The 22,600-nt window shown below is 73.9% G+C and carries 20 protein-coding genes; 10 read left to right on the forward strand and 10 right to left on the reverse strand.

Annotated features, from left to right (window positions below; translation table 11 throughout):
• Positions 1-6: 6 nt before the first annotated feature.
• The 3 genes from ACFWYM_RS06305 to ACFWYM_RS06315 all read right to left on the reverse strand — a co-directional run bounded on the left by ACFWYM_RS06305 (position 7) and on the right by ACFWYM_RS06315 (position 2,692).
• Positions 7-765: a hypothetical protein gene (locus tag ACFWYM_RS06305; protein WP_384830757.1), complete on the reverse strand. Its 759-nt coding sequence runs from the start codon at positions 763-765 to the stop codon at positions 7-9.
• Positions 766-994: 229 nt separating this feature from the next.
• The gene (locus tag ACFWYM_RS06310; protein WP_384830760.1) at positions 995-1,906 is read right to left on the reverse strand and encodes an SDR family oxidoreductase; all 912 of its coding nucleotides are present in this window, start codon (positions 1,904-1,906) and stop codon (positions 995-997) included.
• Positions 1,907-1,927: 21 nt separating this feature from the next.
• Positions 1,928-2,692 carry an SDR family oxidoreductase gene (locus ACFWYM_RS06315; RefSeq protein WP_384830762.1) on the reverse strand — a complete coding sequence of 255 codons (765 nt, stop codon included), beginning with the start codon at positions 2,690-2,692 and terminating at the stop codon, positions 1,928-1,930.
• Between the two features lie 76 nt (positions 2,693-2,768).
• On the opposite strand from ACFWYM_RS06315, the gene ACFWYM_RS06320 reads away from it, so the two are divergent.
• Genes ACFWYM_RS06320 through ACFWYM_RS06335 form a run of 4 tightly spaced genes read left to right on the forward strand, consistent with a single transcriptional unit; the run spans position 2,769 to position 6,308 of the window.
• On the forward strand, positions 2,769-3,521 hold the full coding sequence (locus tag ACFWYM_RS06320; protein ID WP_384830765.1) for an enoyl-CoA hydratase family protein: 753 nt from the start codon (positions 2,769-2,771) through the stop codon (positions 3,519-3,521).
• On the forward strand, positions 3,518-4,387 hold the full coding sequence (locus ACFWYM_RS06325; protein ID WP_384830768.1) for a CoA transferase subunit A: 870 nt from the start codon (positions 3,518-3,520) through the stop codon (positions 4,385-4,387). Before ACFWYM_RS06320 ends, ACFWYM_RS06325 begins: the two co-directional genes overlap by 4 nt.
• Complete coding sequence (locus ACFWYM_RS06330; RefSeq protein WP_384830770.1) at positions 4,384-5,187, forward strand: CoA-transferase subunit beta; 804 nt, start codon at positions 4,384-4,386, stop codon at positions 5,185-5,187. Before ACFWYM_RS06325 ends, ACFWYM_RS06330 begins: the two co-directional genes overlap by 4 nt.
• Before the next feature lie 53 nt (positions 5,188-5,240).
• On the forward strand, positions 5,241-6,308 hold the full coding sequence (locus ACFWYM_RS06335; RefSeq protein ID WP_384830845.1) for an NAD(P)H-dependent flavin oxidoreductase: 1,068 nt from the start codon (positions 5,241-5,243) through the stop codon (positions 6,306-6,308).
• A 390-nt stretch (positions 6,309-6,698) separates the two neighbouring features.
• Here the strand turns inward: ACFWYM_RS06335 and ACFWYM_RS06340 are convergent, their stop codons facing one another.
• From ACFWYM_RS06340 to ACFWYM_RS06355, 4 genes are all read right to left on the reverse strand, one after another.
• Positions 6,699-9,347, reverse strand: coding sequence for an ATP-binding protein (locus ACFWYM_RS06340; protein ID WP_384830773.1), 2,649 nt, complete (start codon positions 9,345-9,347; stop codon positions 6,699-6,701).
• Positions 9,348-9,532: 185 nt separating this feature from the next.
• On the reverse strand, positions 9,533-10,690 hold the full coding sequence (locus ACFWYM_RS06345) for an acetyl-CoA C-acetyltransferase (RefSeq protein ID WP_384830776.1): 1,158 nt from the start codon (positions 10,688-10,690) through the stop codon (positions 9,533-9,535).
• A 34-nt stretch (positions 10,691-10,724) separates the two neighbouring features.
• A complete protein-coding gene (locus ACFWYM_RS06350; protein WP_384830779.1) occupies positions 10,725-11,339 on the reverse strand; it encodes a TetR/AcrR family transcriptional regulator in 615 nt (204 codons plus the stop codon).
• 38 nt (positions 11,340-11,377) lie between these two features.
• Entirely contained in the window at positions 11,378-12,160 is a 783-nt protein-coding gene (locus ACFWYM_RS06355) for an SDR family oxidoreductase (RefSeq protein ID WP_384830782.1), read from the reverse strand.
• A gap of 119 nt (positions 12,161-12,279) precedes the next feature.
• On the opposite strand from ACFWYM_RS06355, the gene ACFWYM_RS06360 reads away from it, so the two are divergent.
• The 4 genes from ACFWYM_RS06360 (at position 12,280) to ACFWYM_RS06375 (ending at position 17,070) form a co-directional block, all read left to right on the forward strand.
• Entirely contained in the window at positions 12,280-13,431 is a 1,152-nt protein-coding gene (locus tag ACFWYM_RS06360) for an acyl-CoA dehydrogenase family protein (RefSeq protein WP_384830784.1), read from the forward strand.
• Entirely contained in the window at positions 13,431-14,468 is a 1,038-nt protein-coding gene (locus tag ACFWYM_RS06365; RefSeq protein ID WP_384830787.1) for an acyl-CoA dehydrogenase family protein, read from the forward strand. The genes ACFWYM_RS06360 and ACFWYM_RS06365 overlap by 1 nt, the downstream gene beginning before the upstream one ends.
• A gap of 187 nt (positions 14,469-14,655) precedes the next feature.
• Entirely contained in the window at positions 14,656-15,906 is a 1,251-nt protein-coding gene (locus tag ACFWYM_RS06370; RefSeq protein WP_384830790.1) for an anhydro-N-acetylmuramic acid kinase, read from the forward strand.
• A 138-nt stretch (positions 15,907-16,044) separates the two neighbouring features.
• Positions 16,045-17,070 (forward strand): DUF2510 domain-containing protein, encoded by a 1,026-nt coding sequence (locus ACFWYM_RS06375; RefSeq protein WP_384830792.1) that lies wholly within the window; start codon positions 16,045-16,047, stop codon positions 17,068-17,070.
• A gap of 93 nt (positions 17,071-17,163) precedes the next feature.
• Here the strand turns inward: ACFWYM_RS06375 and ACFWYM_RS06380 are convergent, their stop codons facing one another.
• The 3 genes from ACFWYM_RS06380 to ACFWYM_RS06390 form a co-directional block, all read right to left on the reverse strand.
• Positions 17,164-18,993: a PLP-dependent aminotransferase family protein gene (locus ACFWYM_RS06380; protein ID WP_384830796.1), complete on the reverse strand. Its 1,830-nt coding sequence runs from the start codon at positions 18,991-18,993 to the stop codon at positions 17,164-17,166.
• A gap of 10 nt (positions 18,994-19,003) precedes the next feature.
• Positions 19,004-19,612, reverse strand: a complete 609-nt coding sequence (locus ACFWYM_RS06385; protein WP_384830799.1) for a LysE family translocator — start codon at positions 19,610-19,612, stop codon at positions 19,004-19,006.
• 288 nt (positions 19,613-19,900) lie between these two features.
• Positions 19,901-20,539 carry a TetR/AcrR family transcriptional regulator C-terminal ligand-binding domain-containing protein gene (locus ACFWYM_RS06390; RefSeq protein WP_384830802.1) on the reverse strand — a complete coding sequence of 213 codons (639 nt, stop codon included), beginning with the start codon at positions 20,537-20,539 and terminating at the stop codon, positions 19,901-19,903.
• Between the two features lie 176 nt (positions 20,540-20,715).
• On the opposite strand from ACFWYM_RS06390, the gene ACFWYM_RS06395 reads away from it, so the two are divergent.
• Together ACFWYM_RS06395 and ACFWYM_RS06400 are read left to right on the forward strand one after the other, a co-directional pair.
• Entirely contained in the window at positions 20,716-21,588 is an 873-nt protein-coding gene (locus tag ACFWYM_RS06395; protein ID WP_384830805.1) for a phosphatase PAP2 family protein, read from the forward strand.
• A complete protein-coding gene (locus tag ACFWYM_RS06400) occupies positions 21,585-22,553 on the forward strand; it encodes a DMT family transporter (RefSeq protein WP_384830807.1) in 969 nt (322 codons plus the stop codon). The genes ACFWYM_RS06395 and ACFWYM_RS06400 overlap by 4 nt, the downstream gene beginning before the upstream one ends.
• Positions 22,554-22,600 lie beyond the last annotated feature (47 nt).

A 22,600-nucleotide genomic window follows, 5' to 3' on the forward strand; every position in this document is an offset into this window, starting at 1 on the left:
GGGCGATCAGCGGCACGGGTGTTCTCCGAGCCGCACGGCCGCCGCGGCCGATCGGTCGGTGTGCCGCCGGCCGAGCCGTTTGAGCTTTCGACGGACCCGCTCGCCGTAGGACGGCGGGAGTCCGGCGTCGGCTGCGGCGTGCGCCCAGGCGTCGCCGGTGCAGGCCCACAGGCGGGCCACGACCTCCTCCGGCGCCCTCAACTGCCGCAGCACCGCCACGATCCGCGGGTCGAGGAGCTCGGCCGCCAGCACGACGTCCTCGGGACTGGCGGCGCCGACGAGCAGATCACTCAGGATCAGCCCCTCGCCGACGGCGCCGCTGAGGAGCGCGGTGCGCTGTCCGCCGATCCTCCGTTCCCACAGCGGCTGTTGCAGCCTGTGCTCGGCCTGGACGTCCTGCCTCAGCAGGCCGACCAGGGTGGGGGTGTCGGCCACGCCGCCCCCGAGGACGTGCACCCACTCCCCCAGCAGGGCCATCTCCACGGCCGCCCGCCATGCGACGGGCCGGGCCAGGCCCAGCCAGCTGCCGGCGAAGGTGTCCACGAGGGCCGCATCGCCCTCGATGGCGGCGTTGCGGGCCCGCAGGGCTTCTCTCATGGCGGAGCGGTCCGGCCAGGTCGGACAGTGCCGCAGCGTCTCGGCCAGGTCCAGCAGGATCCCGGCGAGGCCGCCCGCACTGACGAGCAGGCACTCCTGGCAATCGGCCGCCCCCGACTCCGCCACCGCGTCCCGCACCCTCTCCACCGCGCCCAGGGCCCGAGCCATCGCAGAGCTGAAGGCTTCCCCCTGGGTCTGATGCCAGAAGTGGAGCAACCCGTGCACATGCTTCTCACGGTCCTCGTGGGAGGGACGCTGACGGGCGGCCTCACAGGCACACAGGAGACACAGGCGGGCCGACTGCAGGTTGATCACGAGCGTTCCCCTCACGTGGCGACGAGCCTTCTCTCCTTGGGCCCGGCCAGGCAGCGGAACGGCAAGAAATCTCAGGCCGGTGCTACCGCGCCCCGTACACCTTCCCCGGCACCTCCGCCCCCGCCAGCAGCTTCAGCGTCGTCTCGCCCGCCTCCGCCGGGGTCCAGCGGGCGCCCCTGTCGGCCGTGGGGCCCGGGCGCCAGCCCTCCATGACCGTGATGCGGCCCGCCTCCGCCTCGAAGACGCGGCCCGTGACGCCCGCCGATGCCTCGGAGCCGAGCCAGACGACCAGGGGGGACACGTTCTCGGGGGCCATCGCGTCGAAGGCACCCTCTTCGGGGGCGGCCATCGTCTCGGCGAAGGTCTCCTCCGTCATGCGGGTGCGGGCGGCGGGGGCGATGGCGTTGACGCACACTCCGTAGGCGCCCAGTTCGGCCGACGCGACCATCGTGAGGCCCAGGATCCCGGCCTTCGCCGCGCTGTAGTTGCCCTGCCCGACACTGCCCAACAGGCCCGCCCCGGAGCTGGTGTTGATCACACACGCGCGCGGGGTGCGGCCCGCCTTGGACTCGGCCCTCCAGTACGCGCCCGCGTGCTTCAGCGGCAGGAAGTGGCCCTTCAGGTGGACGCGCATCACGGCGTCCCACGCGTCCTCGTCGAGGTTGACCAGCATCCGGTCGCGCAGGAATCCCGCGTTGTTCACCAGGGTGTCCAGGCGGCCATAGGTGTCGAGGGCCGTCCCGATCAGGCTCGCGGCGCCCTCCGTCGTGGCGATGTCGCCGCCGTGGGCCACCGCCTCGCCGCCCGCCGCGCGGATCTCGGCCACCACGTCGTGCGCGGGGCCGCCGGACTCCCCCGAGCCGTCCGGCCCCACTCCCAGGTCGTTGACGACGACGCGGGCCCCCTCGGCCGCGTACGCGCGCGCGTGCGCCCGCCCCAGCCCTCGGCCCGCCCCGGTGACGATCACGACTCGGCCTTCACAGATGCCCGGCATGGGGGAACTCCTTTGCTGTAGTCAGTGGTTGGCCGTCGCCGCGTCCAGGAACGCGGGGCGCTCTCCGCCGCCGTGCAGGTGCAGGGCCGCGCCGCTGATGTAGCCCGCGGCGTCGGACGCCAGGAACACGCAGGCGTCGCCCACCTCTTCGGGGGTCGCGAGGCGGCCCAGCGGGACCGTCCTCGCGACGGCCGCCACGCCCTCCTCGTCGCCGTAGTGGAGGTGCGCGCTCTCCGTGCGGGCCAGGCCGAGGACGACCGTGTTCACGCGCACCTCGGGGGCCCATTCGACGGCCATGGTGCGGGCCAGGTTCGCCAGGCCCGCCTTGGCCGCGCCGTACGGGCCGGAGCCCGGTGAGGGGCGGGTGCCGCTGACGCTGCCGATCATGGTGATGCTGCCGCCCGCCTCCTGGGCGCGCATCACCTCGCGGGCGGCGAGCGAGGCGTACAGCGGGGCCAGCAGGTTCAGTTCGACGATCTTGGCCTGGCGTGCGGGCGGGGTGTCGGCGAGGAGGCCGAAGGGGGTGCCGCCCGCGTTGTTGACGAGCGCGTCCAACCTGCCGTGGTCTGCGGCCACTTGTGCGAAGAAGGCGTGTGCCGCATCCGCGTCGCGCAGGTCCAGAGGGCGGAACTCGGCCTCGGCGCCCGCCGCTTCGACCGGCTTGTCCGGTGGCCTGCGGGCGCAGACGACGACGTGTGCGCCCGCGGCGAGGAAGCGCCGGGCGATGCCGGCGCCGACGCCGCGGGTGCCGCCGGTGACAACCACCACCTGTTGCGTGTCAGTCATCGCTGCTACCTTTCCGAGAAGCCAACTAACAAATGTTTGGTTGATGGCGCTCGGTTGAAAGGTAGCGGATCCGCTGATGTCTGTCTCCACCTCGACCCCGGACAAGGGCGTCGCCGTCGTCACCGTCGACTACCCACCCGTCAACGCCCTTCCCGTGCAAGGGTGGTTCGACCTCGCGGACGCGGTGCGCACCGCGGGCCGCGACCCGGACGTGCGCTGCGTGGTCCTGGCCGCCGAGGGGCGCGGGTTCAACGCGGGCGTGGACATCAAGGAGATGCAGCGCGACACCGGGCACCAGGCCCTGATCGGCGCCAACAGGGGCTGCTACGAAGCGTTTTCGGCGGTCTACGAGTGCCAGGTCCCGGTCATCGCGGCCGTGAACGGCTTCTGCCTGGGCGGCGGCATCGGCCTGGCGGGGAACGCGGACGCGATCGTGGCGAGCGACGACGCCACCTTCGGCCTCCCGGAGCTGGACCGGGGCGCCCTGGGCGCCGCGACACACCTCGCGCGCCTCGTCCCGCAGCACCTGATGCGCGCCCTGTACTACACGTCGCGCACCGCGACCGCCGTCGAGCTGCACCAGCACGGATCGGTGTGGCGCGTCGTGCCGCGCGCCGAACTGCGCGCGGCGGCACTGGAGTTGGCCCGCGAGATAGCCCGCAAGGACGGGACGCTGCTGCGCTTCGCGAAGGCCGCGATCAACGGCATCGACCCGGTGGACGTGCACCGCAGCTACCGCTTCGAGCAGGGCTTCACCTTCGAGGCCAATCTGAGCGGCCTCGCGGACCGCATCCGTGACGGCTTCGGCAAGGAGGCGGAGGAGAAATGACCACCGACAAGACGATGTCGCCCGAGGAGATCGTCGGGCGCCTGGAGAGCGGCATGACGCTCGGCATCGGCGGCTGGGGCGCACGCCGCAAGCCGATGGCCCTGGTCCGCGCCCTGCTCCGCTCGGACGTCACCGACCTCACCGTGGTGTCGTACGGCGGCCCGGACGTGGGCCTGCTCAGCGCCGCCGGAAAGATCCGCAAGCTCGTCACGGCCTTCACCACGCTCGACTCGATCCCCCTGGAGCCGCACTTCAGGGCGGCGCGCGAGCGGGGCGCCTTCGAGCTGGTCGAGCTGGACGAGGCGATGTTCATGCAGGGCCTCACCGCGGGCGCGCAGCGGCTGCCGTTCCTGCCGATCCGCGCGGGCCTCGGCTCGGACGTCCTGCGGGTCAACCCTCAGCTGCGCACGGTCACTTCGCCGTACGAGGACGGGGAGGAGCTGCTGGCCGTGCCCGCCCTGCGCATGGACGCCGCCCTGGTCCACCTCAACCGCGCCGACCGCCGGGGCAACGGGCAGTATCTGGGCCCCGACCCCTACTTCGACGACCTGTTCTGCGAGGCCGCGAGCGCCGCGTATGTCTCCTGTGAGCGCCTCGTCGAGTCCTGGTCCGACGAACCGGCCGCGGCGCCCCAGACGATGCTGGTGTCCCGGCACGCGGTGACGGGGGTGACCGAGACGCCGGGGGGCGCCCACTTCACCTCCTGCGTCCCGGACTACGGCCGTGACGAGCCCTTCCAGAAGGCGTACGCCACCGCGGCGGCCGACCCGGAGGCGTGGGCGGCCTTCCACGACCGCTTCCTCGGCGGCACCGAGCGGGACTACCAACTGGCCGTCCAGACCTGGCAGAAGGAGGACCACTCATGACCACTCCCGCCACCACCCCCTCCGGCACTCCCTCCCCCGCCTCCCCCGCGGTGACGCGCGCCGAGTACTGCGTGATCGCCTGCGCCGAGGCGTGGCGGGACAACGGCGAGGTCCTGGCCTCGCCCATGGGCACGGTCCCCTCGATCGGCGCCCGGCTCGCCCGGCTCACCTTCGCGCCCGACCTCCTTCTGACGGACGGCGAGGCGATGCTCATCGGGGACGTGCCGGCCGTCGGGGCGCCCTCGGGGGTGACGGAGGGCTGGCTCCCGTACCGCCGTCATCTGACGATGGTGATGGGCGGGCGGCGGCACGTGATGATGGGCGCGAGCCAGATCGACCGCTTCGGCAACCAGAACATCTCGTGCATCGGCGACTGGCGGCGCCCCAAGCGGCAGCTGCTCGGTGTGCGCGGGGCACCCGTCAACACCCTCAACAATCCGGTGAGTTACTGGATCCCGCGGCATTCGACGCGGGTCTTCGTCGAGAAGGTCGACATGATCAGCGGGGTCGGCTACGACAGCGCGGCCGCCGCAGGTCCTTCGGCGACCCGCTTCCACGATCTGCGCCGGGTCGTCTCGGACCTCGGCGTCTTCGACTTCGCGACGCCGGACCACGCGATGCGTGTGGTGTCCCTGCATCCCGGCGTGCCGCTCGACCAGGTGCGGGAGGCCACGGGCTTCGCGCTCGTCGCCCCGGACGGCGAGGTCCCGGCCACGCGCGAGCCCACCGCCGAGGAGCTGCGTCTGATCCGCGAGGTGGTGGACCCGCGCGGCCTGCGCGACCGCGAGGTGCGGTCATGACACCACCGGCGCCGGACACTGAGCCAGGCACCGGGCCGAGCGCCGGGCCGAGCATCGAGACGGCGCTCACCAGGCTCGTCGGGGTGCGGCACCCGATCGTGCAGACCGGCATGGGCTGGGTCGCTGGCCCCCGCCTGGTCTCCGCGACGGCCGAGGCGGGTGCGCTCGGCATCCTCGCGTCGGCGACGATGACGCTCGACCAGCTGCGCTCGGCGGTACGTGAGGTCAAGTCCCGTACGGACGCGCCGTTCGGCGTCAATCTGCGGGCGGACGCCGGGGACGCCCGGGACCGGGTCCGGGTGATCATCAAGGAGGGGGTGCGGGTCGCGTCGTTCGCGCTCGCGCCGTCGAAGGAGCTGATCGCCGAGCTCAAGGACGCGGGGGTCGTCGTGATCCCCTCGATCGGCGCGCGGCGCCATGCCGAGAAGGTCGCGGCGTGGGGCGCGGACGCCGTCGTCGTGCAGGGCGGCGAGGGCGGCGGCCACACGGGCGAGGTGGCGACGACGGTGCTGCTGCCGCAGGTCGTGGACGCCGTCGACATCCCGGTGATCGCGGCGGGCGGCTTCTACGACGGCCGGGGCCTGGTCGCGGCGCTCGCCTACGGAGCGGCGGGCGTCGCGATGGGCACCCGCTTCCTGCTGACCTCGGACTCCACGGTCCCGGACCCGGTGAAGGCCCGCTACCTGGCGGCGACGGTCAAGGACATCACGGTCACCACGCGCGTGGACGGCCTCCCGCACCGCATGCTGCGCACCGAACTCGTCGCGTCCCTGGAGAAGTCGGGGCGGGCGGCGTCGCTGGCCCGCGCGGTCCGCCACGCGGCGGCGTTCCGCCGGATCTCGGGCCTCAGCTGGCTCCGCATGGCCCGCGACGGCCTCGCCATGAAGCACGGCAAGGACCTCACCTGGAGCCAGGTCCTGCTGGCGGCGAACACCCCGATGATGCTCAAGTCCGCGATGGTGGACGGCCGTCCGGACCTGGGAGTGATGGCGTCGGGCCAGGTCGCGGGCCTCCTGGAGGACGTACCGTCGTGCGCGGAGCTGATCGGGCGGATCATGAGGGAGGCGGGTGAGACGACGGAGCGGCTGCGCGGGCTCGCGGCGCCCCAGCCGCAGAGCTGAAGGGGCGCCCCGGGAGGGAGCGGTCGTGGGGAACGGTCGTGGGGAGCGCTCGTGGGGACTGGCCGCCCCCGGAGCCGACAGCACGCCCCGGAGGCGAGAGCACGCCCCCAGGACCCAGGAGCGCCCCAGACCCGAACACAGCCCCAGACCCGGGCTCAGCCCCGGGAACCGGGCTTCAGCCCCGTCACACCGGGACCCCGCCTCTCAGCAGACACCCCCCAGGCCAGGGGCACCACCCTCTACCGAGCGGCCGTCCCAGGCCAGGGCATCACCGACCACGCGACCGCCCCAGGCCAGGGCACCCCCGACCAAGTGGCCGCCCCAGGCCAGGGGCACCACCAACCAAGCGACCGCCCCGAGCCAGGGGCCCCACCAAGCGGCTGCGAGCCCTCAGCTTGCGAGGAACTCCCTTGCCCGCGACGCCAGTCCGTCCGCCCCGCACGCCTCCGCGAGCGCGAGGCCCCGGCTGACCTCCGGTGCCGAGCGTGCCGCGATGCCGTACTCGACGCGGGCCACCGCGTGTTCGTACGCGCAGGGTGATGCCTCGAGGTAGGCGGCGGCCCGGGCGTAGAGGGCGACCGAGCGGGCGCCCGTGTCGAGGGCGGCGGCGCAGCGCAGGGCCTCGCCGATCGCCGTGTCCGTGCCGAAGCGTTCGGCCTGAATGCGGGCGTCGGCGACGAGGTCGGCCGCTCGGCGCGGGTCCTCGTGGGCGAGGGCACGGGCGAGGTCGTAGGGCCAGGGGGCGAGCACGGTGTTGTACTGGCCGCGGGCGGTCAACGCCTTGGCGGTGGCTTCGAGTTCGTTCAGGCCCTCTTCGGTGCGGCCCAGGGTGAGGAGGAGGCGGCCGCGTACCGATGCGGCGTCCGGGACGTAGATCGTGGACGCGGACGGCGGGGCGAAGCCGTAGCGGTCGGCGATCTCGCTGGCCGCCTCGGCGTGGCCGCGGGCCAGGAGCGTGTCGATGAGCATGCTCGCGGCCTCCCAGTGCATGGGCAGGCCCTGGCCGACGCGGTCGGCGAGGCGCAGGCTCTCGCGCAGGGAGCGCTCGGCCTCGACCAGGCGGCCGCGGCGGCGGTTCACATAGCCGACGAGGGCGTGCGAGAGGGCGAGGTGGCCGCCGCTCCAGCCCGCCGTCTCGTAGGCCCGTACCGCCTCGGTGAAGAGGCTCTCCGCGCGGTCGAGGCGGTCCGTGAAGGCGTACGAGAAGCCGAGCATCAGACGGAGTTCGAAGGTCCATTCCGTGTCGGTCCAGCCGAGTCCGGGCGCGAGGCGGCCGTTGACGAGGGCGCGGTCGCAGAACTCGACGACCTCTTCCGCGTTCTCCCCGCGGGTCATGGCGTCGAAGGCGCGGAGGATGAGCAGCGCGCGCTCCGCGTTGTCCCTGCCGGTGAGGGGGCCGGCGAGCGCGGCCAGGCGGCGGGACCTGCCGGGCGAGTCCTCCTCGCCCGCGTGGATGCCCTCCCACATGTAGCGGACGGCCTGCAGGCGCATCCGGTCGGGCCCCTGGGCGAGGCGGGCGGCCTCGTCGTCGATGGCCTTGAGGCCCTCCTCCAACTGGTCGTTGTGGACGAGCGCTTGGGAGAGGCGGCAGACGGCGTCGACGCGCAGCGACTGGTCGAGTCCGCGCATGGACAGGGCGTCGCGCAGGTGCCCGACGGTGGTGGCGGGCGAGGTGAGGAGGGTGGCACAGCCGAGTTCGTAGAGCACGCGCGCGTGGGTCTCGGGCAGGGGCGGTTCGCGCAGGGCCCGCTCCAGGCAGCGGCGGGCCGCGTCCGGGGCGCCCACCGCGAGGTGTTCGGCGGCGGCCGCGCGCAGCTGGCTGACCAGATCGGGGTCGTCGTCCGGGTGGACCTCGAGGAGGTGGCGGGACGCGGCGGCGGGGCCGAGCCCGGACTGGGTGACGGCCCAGGCCGCCTGGCCGTGCATGGCAGTGCGGGTGGCGGACGGGATGGCGCGGTAGACGGCGCTGGCGATCAGCGGGTGGACGAACTCGAGCCCGGCGTCGTCCCCGACGAGGATGCGGGCGCTGCGCAGCCGGTCCGCGCACCGCTCGGCGTCGTCGCGGCGCAACCCGGCGAGCTGGGCCGCGAGGTCGAGGGAGATGTCGCTGCCGAGGATGGCGGCGGCCCAGGCGAACCGTGTGACATCGATGCCGAGACCTTCGAGCCGGTCCACCAGACCGCGGCCGCGCGCCGAGCGGTTGAGGGCGCGCAGCTCGCTCGCGGAGCCGTCCACCGGGTCGATGCCGCTGTCCTGGACCTTGGCGAGGAGCTCCACGGACTCGTACGGGTTGCCGCCGGTGACGGCCCAGACCTCGCGGCAGAACGGGTCGTCGGCGTGCTCGCCGAGGGTGGCGCGGGTCAGGCCCGCGGCGGCGGCCGGGGTGAGGGCGCGCAGGGTGGTGAAGGGCCGGGCGGCGGCGCCGACGGCCGCGAGGTGGCGGGCGCTGTCGCCGGTGGCCTCGCCGGGGCGGTGGGCGACCACGACGAGGACCGGGAGCGCCTCGAGGACCTGGGCGAACGCGGCGAGCCAGTGGAGGGTCTCCTGGTCGGCCCAGTGCGCGTCGTCGATGAGGAGGACGAGCGGCCAGTGCAGCCGGGCGAGGCGGGACACCGCTTCGACGAGTCCGTCGCAGACGCCCTGCGGGTCGGCCTGGCGTCCGCCGGGCTCGGCTATGCCGAGGGCCGGGCCCGCGATCTCGTAGCGATCGCCCAGGTATTCGCGGGCCTCGTCGGCGGTGAGGGAGACGAGGGCGGGCTGGAGCAGTTGCCGCACCACGTTGAACGGGACCGAGGTGACGGTCTCGCCGCCGCGGGCGGACCAGACGGTGGCGCGGCCGTCGGCGATGCGGCGGACTTCGGCCAGGAGGGCGGTCTTGCCGATGCCCGCCTCTCCGTTGAAGACGAGGAGGCCGCCGGAGTGCCTCGCCCCCGTCCCTTCGGAGCAGAGGTCGTCGACGGCTCGGGCGACGGCGTCGAGCTCGTCGTCACGCTCCCACAGCGGGGCCCAGGCGGTGCCTGCGGGCCGTCCCTGTGTCATCGCGCTACCTCCCGGGGTCGCTCATTCGACGTACAGACCTCGAGACTAGCCGGGCCGGAGCCGTCGCGGAGCACGGTCTGCCCAGCTGACGCCGCAAGGGGTGAAGGACTTGACGGTCCCTCACCGAGTGGTGTCGCCGAGCGGTCCGCGACGGTCGGCACGATGCGTCGAGCGCCCCGAAAACGTCAAAGTCGCTCAATGACGGTCACGTTGGCCTGACCCCCACCCTCGCACATCGTCTGGAGTCCGAACCGGCCACCGGTGCGCTCCAATTCGTGCAGGAGCGTGGTCATCAGCTTGACGCCGGTGGCGCCGAGGGGGTGGCCGAGGGCGATCGCGCCGCCGTTCACATTCACCTTCTCCGGGTCGGCGCCGGTCTCCTTGAGCCAGGCGAGGACGACGGGCGCGAACGCCTCGTTGATCTCCACGAGGTCGATGTCGTCCAGGCTCATGCCGGTCTTCTTGAGGGCGTACGCGGTGGCGGGGATCGGCGCGGAGAGCATGCGGATGGGGTCCTCGCCGCGCACGGAGAGGTGGTGGATGCGGGCCCGCGGCGTCAACCCGTGTTCCTGGACGGCCCGTTCGCTCGCGATCAGCAGCGCCGCCGCGCCGTCGGAGACCTGCGAGGAGCAGGCCGCGGTGATGGTGCCGCCCTCCATGACGGGCCCCAGGCCCGCCATCTTCTCCAGCGTCGTGTCCCGGCGCGGCCCCTCGTCCGTCGTCACCTCGCCGTACGCGACGAGTTCGCGGTCGAAGCGGCCCTCGTCGATGGCGCGCAGCGCGCGCTGGTGGGAGCGGAGCGCGAACTCCTCCATGTCGAGCCGGGATATGCCCCACTTCTCGGCGATCAGCTGGGCGCCGTGGAACTGGTTGACGGGCTGGTCCCCGTAGCGTGCGCGCCAGCCCGAACTGCCCGCGTACGGGCCCTCGGTGAGGCCGAGGGGCTCGGCGGCCTGCCGGGAGGCGAAGGCGATGGGGATCATCGACATGTTCTGCGTGCCGCCCGCGACCACCAGGTCCTGGGTGCCGGAGAGGACTCCCTGGGCGGCGAAGTGCAGGGCCTGCTGCGAGGATCCGCACTGCCGGTCCACCGTCACGCCGGGCACTTCCTCGGGCAGTCCGGCCGCGAGCCAGCAGGTGCGCGCGATGTCGCCGGCCTGCGGGCCGACCGTGTCCAGGCAGCCGAAGACGACGTCCTCGACGGCGGCCGGGTCGACTCCCGTGCGCTCGACGAGCGCCGTGAGGACGTGCGCCCCCAGGTCGGCGGGGTGGACCGCGGCGAGGCCCCCCTTGCGCCGCCCGACGGGGGTGCGGACCGCTTCGACGATGTAAGCCTCGGCCATGACGGATCCCTTCCGTGGTCATGTGCTCATGTGGTCATGTCGCGCGTACGGCGATCCCGTCCAGCACCATCGACAGGTACTGGCGGGCGATCTCCTCGGGGCTGTGCTGTCCGCCGGGCCGGTACCAGGAGGCGGCCACCCACACGGTGTCGCGCACGAACCGGTAGGTGAGGCGGATGTCGAGGTCGGCGCGGAAGACGTGCTGCTTGACGCCGAGCTCCAGGGTCGTCAGCCACGCCTTCTCGAACCTGCGCTGCGAGGCGGCGAGGAACTCGAAGCGCTCCTGGGCGACGAGGTGCTTGGACTCCTTCTGGTAGATCGCGACGGCGGCGCGGTGCCGGTCGATCTCCCGGAAGGACTCGGTGACGAGGGCCTCCAGGGTCTGCCTGGGGCCGAGTTCGGAGTCGAGCACGGTGTCGTAGCCGGACCACAGCTCGTCGAGGAAGGTGCGCAGGATCTCCTCGAGCATCGACTCCTTGGAGTCGAAGTGGTAGTAGAGGCTGCCGGCCAGCATCCCGGCGTGGTCGGCGATCTTACGGACGGTGGTGGCGTTGTAGCCCTGGGCGGCGAAGACCTCGGCCGCGGTGTCCAGTAGTTCTCGGCGCCGCTCGGGCGAGGCGGTCACCTGGGGCTTCTTCTTCGTAGGCACGAAACCATTGTGGTCCTAGGCGGGTGGCGGCGGTGCGGTCAGGCGTGCTGGCTGCTGACCGCGACCGTCTCCCCCGTCATGTACGAGGAGTAGCCGCTGGCCAGGAAGACGATCACGTTGGCTATCTCCCACGGTTCCGCGTAGCGCCCGAACGCCTCGCGCGCGGTGAGCTCTTCGAGCAGCTCGTCCGAGGTGACCTTGGCGAGGTGGGGGTGCATGGCGAGGCTCGGCGAGACCGCGTTGACCCGGATCCCGTGCGGGGCGGCCTCCAGGGCGGCGCAGCGGGTGAGGGCCATGACGCCGGCCTTCGCCGCGGCGTAGTGGGCCTGGCCCGCCTGGGCGCGCCAGCCGAGCACCGAGGCGTTGTTGACGATCACTCCGCCCTCGCCGGTGGCGTACAGGCGGCGCAGGGCGGCTCTGGTGCAGCGGAACGTCCCGTTCAGCGTGACGTCGATGACCTTGTCCCACTGGGCGTCGGTCATCTCGGTGAGCTCGGCGGTGCCCCCGAGGCCCGCGTTGTTCACGACGATGTCGAGGCGGCCGTGGCTCCGCTCCGCCAGCTCGAAGAGCTCCTGGACCTGCTCCTCGTCCGTCACGTCGCACGGTGTGCCCGCGACGCGGTCGGCGCCGAACTCGGCGGCGAGCGACTGGACCGACTCCTTGGTGCGGCGCGGGTGGGCGTCGCCGATGACGACGCGGGCGCCCTCCTCCAGGAAGCGGCGCGCGGTGGCGCCGCCGATGCCCGCTCCGGCGGCGGCGGTGATCACGGCGGTGCGGCCGGCCAACAGGCCGTGCCCCGGCACATATTCGGGCGCTCCCACGGGCGGCCTCCTCTCCCTCTTCTTCACCCTCGACTGCCCTCGACGGCTGACCCGACCCACGGTAATCTACCAAACACTTGTTAGGGAAGAGCCGGGCCGAGCGAAGAGGTGGGCCGCTGATGGACCTCGACTTCACCGCCGAGGAAGGGGAGTTCAGGCTGCGGGCGCGCGCCTGGCTCGCGGAGCACGTGCCGCCCGGGCCGCTGCCCTCGCTGGAGACCGCCGAGGGCTTCGCCGCCCACCGCGCCTGGGAGGCCGAACTCGCCGCGGGCTGCTGGTCGGTGGTGTCCTGGCCGCGGGAGTACGGGGGGCAGGGCGTCGACATCGTCCGGTGGCTGGTCTTCGAGGAGGAGTACTACGCGGCGGGGGCGCCGGGCCGCGTCTCGCAGAACGGGATCAATCTCCTCGCCCCCACCCTCTTCGACCACGGCACCGAGGAGCAGCGCGCCCGGGTGCTGCCCCCGATGGCGAGCGGCGAGGTGATCTGGGCGCAGGCGTGGTCCGAGCCCGAGTCCGGCTCGGACCTCGCCTCGCTGCGCTCCACCGCCCGGCGTACGGAGGGGGGTTGGCTGCTCAGCGGCCAGAAGACCTGGTCGTCGCGGGCCGCGTTCGCCGACCGGGCCTTCGGCCTGTTCCGCAGCGACCCGGCCGTCGACCCCGCACGGCCGCACCGAGGGCTCACGTACCTGATGTTCCCGCTCGACGCGGAGGGCGTGACGGTCCGTCCCATCGGGCGTCTGGACGGCAAGCCCGCCTTCGCCGAGCTCTTCCTGGACGACGTCTTCGTGCCGGACGAGGACGTGATCGGCGAGCCTGGCCAGGGCTGGCGGATCGCGATGTCGACGACGGGCAACGAGCGGGGCCTCACCCTGCGTTCACCGGGCCGCTTCCTCGCGACGGCGGACCGCCTCACGCGCGCGTGGCGGGCACAGGGCGACCCGACGGACACGGCGCTGCGCGACCGGGTGGCCGACGCGGTGATCGGGGCCCGCGCCTATGAGCTCTTCACCTGGGCGAACGCCTCGCGGTTCGCGGCGGGCGAGACCATCGGCGCCGAGTCCAGCCTGAACAAGGTCTTCTGGTCGGAGTACGACATCGAGACGCATGAGACGGCGCTCGATCTGCTGGGCCCGGAGGGCGAGTTGGCAGACGGCGAGTGGGCCGAGGGCTATGTCTTCTCGCTCGCCGGACCCATCTACGCGGGGACGAACGAGATCCAGCGCGACATCATCGCCGAGCGCCTGCTCGGCCTGCCGAAGGGACGGCGCTGATGCGATTCCTCCTGGACGACGAGCAGCGGGAGTTCGCCCGGTCCCTGGACGCGATGCTGACAGCGGCCGACACCCCGGCGGCCGCACGCGCGTGGGCCGCCGCCGACCACACTCCGGGGCAGGCGCTGTGGCGGCGCCTCGCGGAGGCGGGCGTCTTCGCCCTGGCCGTGCCCGAGGAGCATGAAGGAGTGGGGCCGCTCCCTGTCGAAGTGGCCGTCGTCTTCATCGAGTTGGGCCGTCACGCGGTGCCGGGCCCCCTGGTGGAGACGGTGGCCGCCGCGGCGCTGCTGTCCCGCCTCGCCGACCTCGGCGAGCAGGAACCCGCCAAGCGCCTCCTGCCCGCCCTGGCCTCCGGCGCCGCCACGGCCACCCTCGCCCTCCCGGGGACGAACGGCCCGTACGAGAACGACAGTTACCCGCACGTCCCGCACGTCCCGCACGTCCCGTACGCACTGGACGCCGACGCGGCGACGCACCTCCTGGTCGCCGCCGACGGCGCACTGCGCCTCGCGCCGGGCCCCGAGAGTCTGCACCACTCCCTCGACCCCGCCCGCCGCCTCGCCGTCCCGCTGCCCGGCGGCGAACTCCTCGCCACCGGGCCCGCCGTGACCGAGGCCGCCGACCGGGCCGCCGACTGGGCCGCGCTCGCCACGGCCGCACAGGCGCTGGGCGTCGGACGGGCACTCCTGGACAGGACCGTGGCGTACGTGAAGCAGCGCACCCAGTTCGGGACGGCGATCGGCACCTTCCAGGCCGTGAAGCACCGGCTGGCCGACGTCCTCGTACGGCTCGAGTTCGCCCGGCCCCTGCTCTTCGGGGCGGCCCTCTCCATGGAGGGTGCCGACATAGCGGCGGCCAAGGTGGCCGCGGGCGAGGCGGCCTATGCAGCGGCGCGGGCGGGACTCCAGTTGCACGGCGCGATCGGCTACACCTCCGAGTACGACCTCTCCCTGTGGCTCACCAAGGCCCGGGCGCTGCGCACCGCGTGGGGCGATCCGCAGGCGTGCCGCGCGCGGGTGCTCGCCGGGAGGGAGTGAGCGGGGCTCCCTGAGCGGGCCCGGCGCGGGCCCGGCGCGCGCCCACCCATGCCCCCGTCCACGGTCCGCCCCCGAACGCGCGGTGCACGGGACCGTCCTCGCTGCGATCATGGGACGTACGGGGCGGACGGGATCGGTGATTCGGGAACGGCGAACGGGCCGGGAGCGGTCGAGAAGGAGGCCACACGTGCGCGTGATCGGGTTGATGTCGGGGACTTCGTACGACGCGATCGACGCCGCGGCGGCCGACTTGACGATCGACGGGGACCGGCTGCTGCTGTCGCCGCTCGGCCTCATCAGCCGTGGCTACGACCCGGAGCTGCAGCGTTCCCTCGCGGCCGCGCTGCCGCCCGCCACGACCTCGCTCGCCGAGGTGTGCCGCCTCGACACGCTCATCGGCCGGGCCTTCGCCGCGGCGGCCGTCGAGGCGGACCGCGAACTGTGCGACGGGCGCGCCGAGTTGGTCGCCTCGCACGGCCAGACCGTCTACCACTGGGTCGAGGACGGGCAGGTGCACGGCACTCTGCAGATCGGCCAGCCCGCGTGGATCGCGGAGGCGAGCGGGCTGCCCGTGGTCGCCGACTTCCGGCCCCGGGACATCGCGGCGGGCGGTCAAGGAGCGCCGCTGGTCAGCCTGTTCGACCAGATGTGGCTGCGCGGCAGGCCCGGCGCGCCCGCCGCCCTGAACCTCGGCGGCATCGCCAACATCACGGCGCCCGATGGCACGGCCTTCGACACGGGTCCGGCGGGCGCCCTCCTCGACGCGGCCGTGCACGACGGCACCTCCGGCCGCCTCACCCACGACCAGGACGGCGCCCTCGCCGCCCGCGGCCGGCCCGACGCGGGACTGCTCGAACTGCTCCTCGCGGAGCCGTACTACGCCCTGCCCGCGCCCAAGACGACCGGCAAGGAACTCTTCCACCTCACCTATCTGCGCGCCGCCCTGGCGCGGGGGTACGAGCAGCTGCCGCTGGAGGACCTCGCCGCGACGCTCACGCTGCTCACCGCCCGCACGGTCGCGGACGCGGTGCGCTCGGTGCGGGCGAGCGAGGTCGTCGCGTCCGGGGGCGGCACGCGCAACCCGACGCTGATGAGGCTGCTGCGCGCGGAGTTGGACGACGGCGCGGCGCGGGGCGGGGCCGAGGGCACGTCCGGTGGCGGGGCCGGGAGCAGGTCCGGTGGCGGTGGCGGTGGCGGTGGCGGTGGCAGGATTCCCGTCCGTACGTCCGACGAGCTCGGCCTCCCGTCGGCGGCGAAGGAGGCGTACGCCTTCGCGGTCCTGGGGTTCCTCACGGTGCACGGGCTCGCGGGGACCGTGCCCGCCAGCACCGGGGCTCGGCACCCGAGCGTGCTCGGGTCGATCACTCCGGGGCGGCGCGGGGTGCCGTCGCCGGGGCCCGCCGCGGTGGCGCCGGTACGGCTGGTCGTGGCCGGGTGACCTCGCCCGTCGAGACCGGGTGACCTCGGCCGTCGAGACCGGTTGGGCCCGGAGCGGCGAGGCCGGTTGGCCCCGGAGCGGCGAGGCGGATCCGCCCCCTCTCATCCCCCTTTCACGGACGGCTCTTAACCTGGCGCCATGACGCAGGCGACTCCTCCCGGCTGGTATCCCGACCCGGGGCAGACAAGCGACGGACCGCGCACCGAACGCTGGTGGGACGGACAGACATGGACGGACCAGGTGCGCTCGGCGGCGGGCGGGCCCATGAGCGGAGCCCCCGGCGCGGGACACCCGGCGGGCCCGCCCGTCCATCCCGGCTACCCGGGCCTGCCCGTCGCACCGCCCGGCGGCCGGCGCCGGGGAGCGCGCATCGCGATAGCGGCGATCGTGGGGGTCGCCGTTCTCGCGGGCATAGGCGGCGGGGTGTACGCGCTGACCGCCGACGACGACGGGGACGGCGGCCGCGGCGACAGCGCCAAGCCCCCGCGATCCAGCGCGCCTTCGGCCCCCGGCGAGGACGGCGGCAACGGCGGTCAGGGCGGTAACGGCGGCGGCGGCTCGCCGGAGGGGCCGAACGCCCCGGAACAGTCCCCCGGCGGGCCCTCCCAGGGCCCGGAGCCGGAGAAGGGCTTCGTCGCGGACCCGACCAACGGCATCAGCCTGCCCACGCCGGACGGCTGGCGCGGCGGCGCCACCGACAAGGGCGCCGCCGTGACGACGGCCCCCTTCCCCTGCCCGGGCAACGCCTCCGAGCAGTGCACCCGGGGCGGGGCGTACTCGGCGCCCGCGACGGCGTACAAGATCGACGCCAAGTCCGCGAAGGCAGCGGCCCGGGCCGACATCGCGCCCAACGCGAAGGACGCCTTCGGCGGCAAGACGTACGGGAAGATCACCTCGCACAAGGAGCTGGAGTCGAAGGCCGTCACCGTCGCGGGCCAGAAGGGATACCTGGTCCGCTGGAAGGTGGTGACGCAGAAGAGCGACGACGGCTATGTGCAGTCGCTGGCGTTCCCCTCGCCCGTCGACAAGGACCGCATCGTCATCGTCCGCTTCGGCCTGGACATCAACGACGAGGCACCGAAGCAGTCGGTGCTCGACGAGATCACCCAGGGCATCAAGAAGGCGCCGGACGGGGCCGGCGGGGGCAACGGCACGGAGGTCTGAGAGGGAGCGGCCCCGGTGACGCCGCTCAACTCCTGCCCCCACTCCCGCCCCTCACACCCCTCTCGCCCCTCTCGCCCCTCTCGCCCCGGGGGGCTAGCCCGCGGAGAGCTCGCGCAGCGCCGCGCCGATCGCCGCCACGCCCTCCGCGACGAGGCCCGGCGGGGTGGCCGCGTAACCGAGGACGAGGCCGGGCCGCCCCGGCACCTGGCGGTGCCACGACAGGGGGTGGCACTTCACGCCCCGGGCGAGCGCGGCCGCGGCGAGCTCGGTGTCGGGGACGTCGGTCTCGTAGGTGACGGTGAGGTGCAGCCCGGCCGCCGCGCCGTGCACGACCGCCCCCGGCACCTCCTCGGCGAGGGCGGCGATCATGGCGTCGCGGCGGCGCCGGTGGCGGCCGCGCAACAGCCGCAGATGGCGCTCCAGTTCACCGGACTCCATGAGCCGGGCGAGCACCAGCTGCGGCAGCGCCGCGTTGCCCAGGTCGGTGAAGCGCTTGGCGTGGGTGAGCGCGGCGCGGTGGCGGGGCGGCGCCACCATCCAGCCGATGCGGAGCGCGGGCGCGAGCAGCTTGGAGACGCTCCCCAGGTAGCACACCTGGTCCGCGAGCAGGGAGCGCAGCGCGGGCACGGGCGGCCGGTCGTAACGGTGCTCGGCGTCGTAGTCGTCCTCAATGATCAGGCGGCTGTCGTACATCGATGTGCCGCCGCCGGCCGCGCCGTCCAGCGCCCAGCGCAGCAGCTCACGGCGGCGCTCACCGCTCAGCACCACTCCCGTGGGGAACTGGTGCGCGGGTGTCAGCAGCACCGCGCGCGCATGGGTGGCGCGCAGGGCGTCGACCCGCACCCCGCCCTCGTCGACCGGCACGGGAGGGGTGAACAGGCCGCCGTTGAGCAGGTGTTGGCGGGTGCCGAGCGAGCCGGGGTCCTCCACGGCGACGGTGTCGATGCCGTCGGCGCGCAGCACAGGGTGCAGGAGGGTGAGGGCCTGCGCGGTACCGGCGACGACGAGCACCTCGTCCGCGCCGACCTGGATGCCCCGGTTGCGCGCCAGCCAGTCCGCGACGGCCCGGCGCAGGGGTGCGGCGCCGCGCGGATCCCCGTACCCGAGGTGCTCCGCCGACGGCCCGTCGAACACGGCGCGTTCGGCCCGCAGCCAGGCCGCGCGGGGGAAGGCCGTGAGGTCCGGTTTGCCGGGGGTGAAGTCGACGCGGGCGGGGGCGGCGCGCAGGGCGTCGAAGATGTCGGGGCCGGGAGCGGGAGCGAGGCCGGGGCTGGGAGCGAGGCCGAGACCCGGGCCGGGGCCGGGACCAGGGCCGGGAACGAAGCCGGGAGAGGGAGCGAGGCCGGGGCCGAGACCAGGATCGGGACCGGAGCCGGGACCGAGACCGAGAGCCGGGCCGGGACCGAGACCAGGACCGAGAGCCGAGCCGGGAACAGGACCGAGACCGGGAGCCGGGCCAGGACCGAGAGCCGAGCCGGCACCAAGAGCCGAGCCGGCGCCGGAGGCCAACACCCCGCCGGGCGCGACCGGTTCAGGGCCGGAAGGAACGGGCGGGACGCGGGGCGCCCGAGTGCCCCGGCCCAAGGGGGCCGCCAGCACCACCGTCCCACCCCGCCGCCGCCCCTCGATCTGCCCGTCCTCGGTGAGCCGCCGGTACGCCTCGGTCACCACCCCGCGCGAGACCCGCAGTTCGGCGGCGAGCACCCGGGTCGGCGGGAGCCGGGACCCGATCGCGAGCCGCCCGTCCGCTATCGCCCGCCGCAGCTGTCCCGCGAGCCAGTCCGCCTTGCCCCCGGCCGGGGCGGCGCCGACGTCGAGCTGGAGGAAGTCGGAGCCGTACGACGGCAGTTCGGCATCCGCCCCGCTCTCCACCCGCTCCCCCGTCTGCCACTCGGCCACTCGGCCACTCGGCCACTCGGCCATCCTGTCACGATCACGCCAGTGCGAGCCGGGCGCTCAGCCCCACGAAGCCGGCCGCGAACGCCCGCCGCAGCCCGGTCATCACGCGCGGTCGGGCCAGCACCCGGTCCCGTACGGCCGCGGCGCACAGCCCGTACACCGCGAACACCACGAACGTGAGCCCCATGAAGACCGCGCTGAGCTGCAGCATCACGCCGAGGGAGCCGGGCCGGTCCTGCGGGACGAACTGGGGCAGGAACGCGACGAAGAACATCGTGAGCTTCGGGTTGAGCAGATTGATCAGCACGCCCGAGCCGATGACCCGCGCCGCCGACCGCGGGGCACCCCCGTCCCCGTCCGCGACCAGCGCGTCCTTGTCGCGCAGCGTCGCCCACGCCATGTAGAGGAGGTAGCCGACGCCGAGGTACTTCACCACCTCGTACGCGACGGTGCTGGTGTGCAGGAGGGCGGCGAGCCCGGTGATGGTCGCCACCAGGTGCGGCACGATGCCGAGCGTGGAGCCGAACGCGGCGACCACGCTCGCCCGCCGCCCGTGGGAGAGCCCGGCGGCGATGGTGTAGACGGCTCCGGTGCCGGGAGTGGCCACCACGAGGAGCGTGGTCAGCAGGAACGCGATGCTCAAGGGGTACCTCCGGGAGGCTTCGGGGTGGATCGGGTGGATCAAGTCCCTTCACTCTGAAGCCCCGTTGGCCTCGCGAACAGAACCAAAGAGAGGCCGCTCAACAGGTCCAAACGCGACCCGGAGCCCTCGCCTCACCGCGCCGCTCCCCGTGAACAGCACAGGGGCCGGACGAACGGCCGGAGCACCGCCGTGCTCCGCCGCCCGTCCGGCCGCAGGACGCCGCCCCCGTCCCCACGGTGCGGCGCGGCGGGCCCGGACCCCGGTCATCCGGCGGGGTCCGGCCCACGATCAAGGTGCGCTCGCGGCCTCCAGGCCGAGCGCGGGAAGCACCGCCGCCTCCACGAAGCGCGTCAGGTACTCCACGTCCGCGTGCTTGCCCTCCAGCATCGGGCGGGCCCGGATCACGCCCATGAGCTGGGCGGCGACGAACTCCGCCGCCGGGTGGCCCGCGGGGATCTCGCCGCGCGCGACGCCCCGCCGCAGCATCTCGTCGATGCCCGCGATCTCCGGTTCGACCAGCGCGTCGCGCAGCGCCTGCTTGAGGTCGCCGTCCTGCAGGATCGCGTGGCTGAGGGCCTGCATGAGGAGGGTGTCCTGGCCCGACCACTCGGCGGCGGAGCAGGCGGCGGCGCGCAGGTCGCCGGCGAGCGAGCCCGTGTCGATGCCCGCGAAGCGCACGCAGCGATTGGCGCGCAGGGCCGCCGCCACGAACAGGGGCTTGGTCTTCCACTGCCGGTAGAGCGTGGACTTGCTGCACTTCGTGGCCGCGGCGACGCCCTCCATCGTCACGGCCTCGTAGCCGTGGTCGCGGAGCTGGTCGAGCACGGCCTCGTAGAACTCGCGCTCGCGCTCGGGCGTGATCTTGGAGCGCCGGGATCCGGCCTCGCGCTGCCGGACCTCGCCCTGTGCCTGGTCCCCCGACGTCATTGCTCTGTCTCCTCGCTACGGCGGCCTTCGAAGCTTTTCAAAGCCTACCGATACGCCAGTGTACCGGTACGGCCGCGTATCGGTACACTTTCGTTTCGGTACACTGGCGTATCGATGAGTGGGGCGGACTCTCACTCACCACCGCATTACCCACTCATCACGCAAAGGGGTCGGGGATGGAAACCCGAACCGAGCCTGCCGACCAGCAGCCGGGCATATCCGACCGGCAGCCGAGCCCAGCCACCCGCACGGTGGCCGCCCGACCGCCCCTCGTCCGCGAACTCCTGCTCATCGCGGGCCTGTTCCTCGTCTACAAACTGGGCCGGCAGCTCGCCAACGGCCACACCGAGGAGGCGTTCCGCAACGCCCACCACGTGTGGAACGCGGAGCGCGATCTGCACCTGCCGGGCGAGGGCCTCGTCCAGCAGCTCCTGCTGCACAACGAGACGCTGATCCACGTCGCGAACACCTACTACGCGACCGTCCACTTCCCGGCGACGGTCGCCTTCCTGGTCTGGCTGTACGTGCGCCGCCCCGGCCACTACGTCTGGGCCCGCCGCGTCCTGGCCGCCCTGACCGCGGCCGCGCTCGTGCTGCACCTCACGTTCCCGCTGGCCCCGCCCCGGCTGCTCGGCGCCGCCCACCTCGTGGACACGGCCCAGGTGTACGGGCCCTCCGTGTACGCCTCGACGCCGGAGACCGACTCGATGGCGAACCAGTTCGCCGCGATGCCGTCGCTGCACTTCGGGTGGGCGCTGATGGTCGCCATCGGCGTCATCGTGGCCACGAAGTCGCGCTGGCGCTGGCTGTGGCTGCTGCATCCGCTCCTGACGCTGCTCGTGATCGTCGGCACGGCCAACCACTACTGGCTCGACGCGATCGTGGCGGCCGCGCTGCTCGGCATCGCGCTCGCGGTGATCCGGCAGCCGTCGACGGGGCGTTCCCTGGTGGTACGCCGGTCCGTGCCCGCCCCGGCGGCCGCGCCCGCTCAGGACCCCGCGCCCGCCCCGTCCGCCGCCGGACTCGCCTCCTCGGGGGTGGACCGGTGAGCGCCACCGTCGTCGCCGTCCTCCTCTCCCTCGTCTCGGCCGCCGCCTACGCCGCGGCCGCCGTCGCCCAGGAGCGGCTCGCCTCCCGGCTGCCGGAGAGCGGTTCCGGTGCCGGGTCCGGCGCGCTGCGGCTGCTCGGCAGCGGCGCCTGGTGGTCCTCGGTCGGGCTGAACGCCGCCGCCGCGCTGCTGCACGTCGCGGCCCTCAAGTACGGGCCGCTGACGCTCGTCCAGCCGCTGGGCGCGCTCACCCTCGTCGCGGCCGTGCCGCTCGGGGCGCGGATCGCCGGGCGGCGCGTGACGCGCCTGGAGTGGCGCGGCACCGGGCTCACCCTCATCGGTCTCGGCGCGCTGCTCCTGACGGCCTCCGGGCCCGCGCCCGACGACTATCTGAAGCTGCCCGAGGCGCTCGCCGTCGCGGCGGGCACGATGGCCGTCATCGGCCTGCTGTCGCGGCCGGGCGCCCGGCCGGGGCTGCGGCACGCGACCGCGTCCGGGTTCGCCTCCGGGGTGGCGTCCGCGCTCACGCAGACCGTGACGGTCGCGGCCACGGACCGCTCGGGCCCGGTGCTCAGCGCGCAGGTGATCGTGGTGGCGCTGCTCGTCGCCGCGTTCGCCGTGGGCGGCCTGCTGCTCTCCCAGACCGCCTACCGGGGCGGCCTCGGGGCGCCGCTCGCCGTGGTGACCCTGGCCAACCCGGTGGCCGCGTCCGTGATCGGCCTGAGCCTGCTCGGCGAGCGGCTCCAGGGCGGGGCCGGCGGGGTGCTCCTCGCCGTGGTGGGCGCGCTCGTCGCCGGGTACGGGGTCCTGGTCCTGACCCGCTCGCCGGTCACGGCCGCCGCGCGTCCGGAACCCGTCGCCGGGGGCGGGCCCAGGGCGGCCGACGCCGAACCCGGCATCGCCGGCTACCTGCCGTCGATCCCGGGGCAGCCGGAACCGCCGGTGCTGCACCTGTCCCGCCCATAGGCCCGCGCCTCCCCACGAAGACGACGTCGGCCGCGCCCCTTCCCCGG

Origin of the sequence: Streptomyces sp. NPDC059009 (genome assembly GCF_042740175.1) — a bacterium.
Lineage (GTDB): Bacteria > Actinomycetota > Actinomycetes > Streptomycetales > Streptomycetaceae > Streptomyces.

Coding starts and splice junctions, on each gene's coding strand:
- ACFWYM_RS06305 (WP_384830757.1), bottom strand. CDS start 765: ATGGCTCGGGCCCTGGGCGCGGTGGAGAGGGTGCGGGACGCGGTGGCG.
- ACFWYM_RS06310 (WP_384830760.1), bottom strand. CDS start 1,906: ATGCCGGGCATCTGTGAAGGCCGAGTCGTGATCGTCACCGGGGCGGGC.
- ACFWYM_RS06315 (WP_384830762.1), bottom strand. CDS start 2,692: ATGACTGACACGCAACAGGTGGTGGTTGTCACCGGCGGCACCCGCGGC.
- ACFWYM_RS06320 (WP_384830765.1), top strand. CDS start 2,769: ATGTCTGTCTCCACCTCGACCCCGGACAAGGGCGTCGCCGTCGTCACC.
- ACFWYM_RS06325 (WP_384830768.1), top strand. CDS start 3,518: ATGACCACCGACAAGACGATGTCGCCCGAGGAGATCGTCGGGCGCCTG.
- ACFWYM_RS06330 (WP_384830770.1), top strand. CDS start 4,384: ATGACCACTCCCGCCACCACCCCCTCCGGCACTCCCTCCCCCGCCTCC.
- ACFWYM_RS06340 (WP_384830773.1), bottom strand. CDS start 9,347: ATGACACAGGGACGGCCCGCAGGCACCGCCTGGGCCCCGCTGTGGGAG.
- ACFWYM_RS06345 (WP_384830776.1), bottom strand. CDS start 10,690: ATGGCCGAGGCTTACATCGTCGAAGCGGTCCGCACCCCCGTCGGGCGG.
- ACFWYM_RS06360 (WP_384830784.1), top strand. CDS start 12,280: ATGGACCTCGACTTCACCGCCGAGGAAGGGGAGTTCAGGCTGCGGGCG.
- ACFWYM_RS06365 (WP_384830787.1), top strand. CDS start 13,431: ATGCGATTCCTCCTGGACGACGAGCAGCGGGAGTTCGCCCGGTCCCTG.
- ACFWYM_RS06375 (WP_384830792.1), top strand. CDS start 16,045: ATGACGCAGGCGACTCCTCCCGGCTGGTATCCCGACCCGGGGCAGACA.
- ACFWYM_RS06380 (WP_384830796.1), bottom strand. CDS start 18,993: ATGGCCGAGTGGCCGAGTGGCCGAGTGGCCGAGTGGCAGACGGGGGAG.
- ACFWYM_RS06390 (WP_384830802.1), bottom strand. CDS start 20,539: ATGACGTCGGGGGACCAGGCACAGGGCGAGGTCCGGCAGCGCGAGGCC.
- ACFWYM_RS06395 (WP_384830805.1), top strand. CDS start 20,716: ATGGAAACCCGAACCGAGCCTGCCGACCAGCAGCCGGGCATATCCGAC.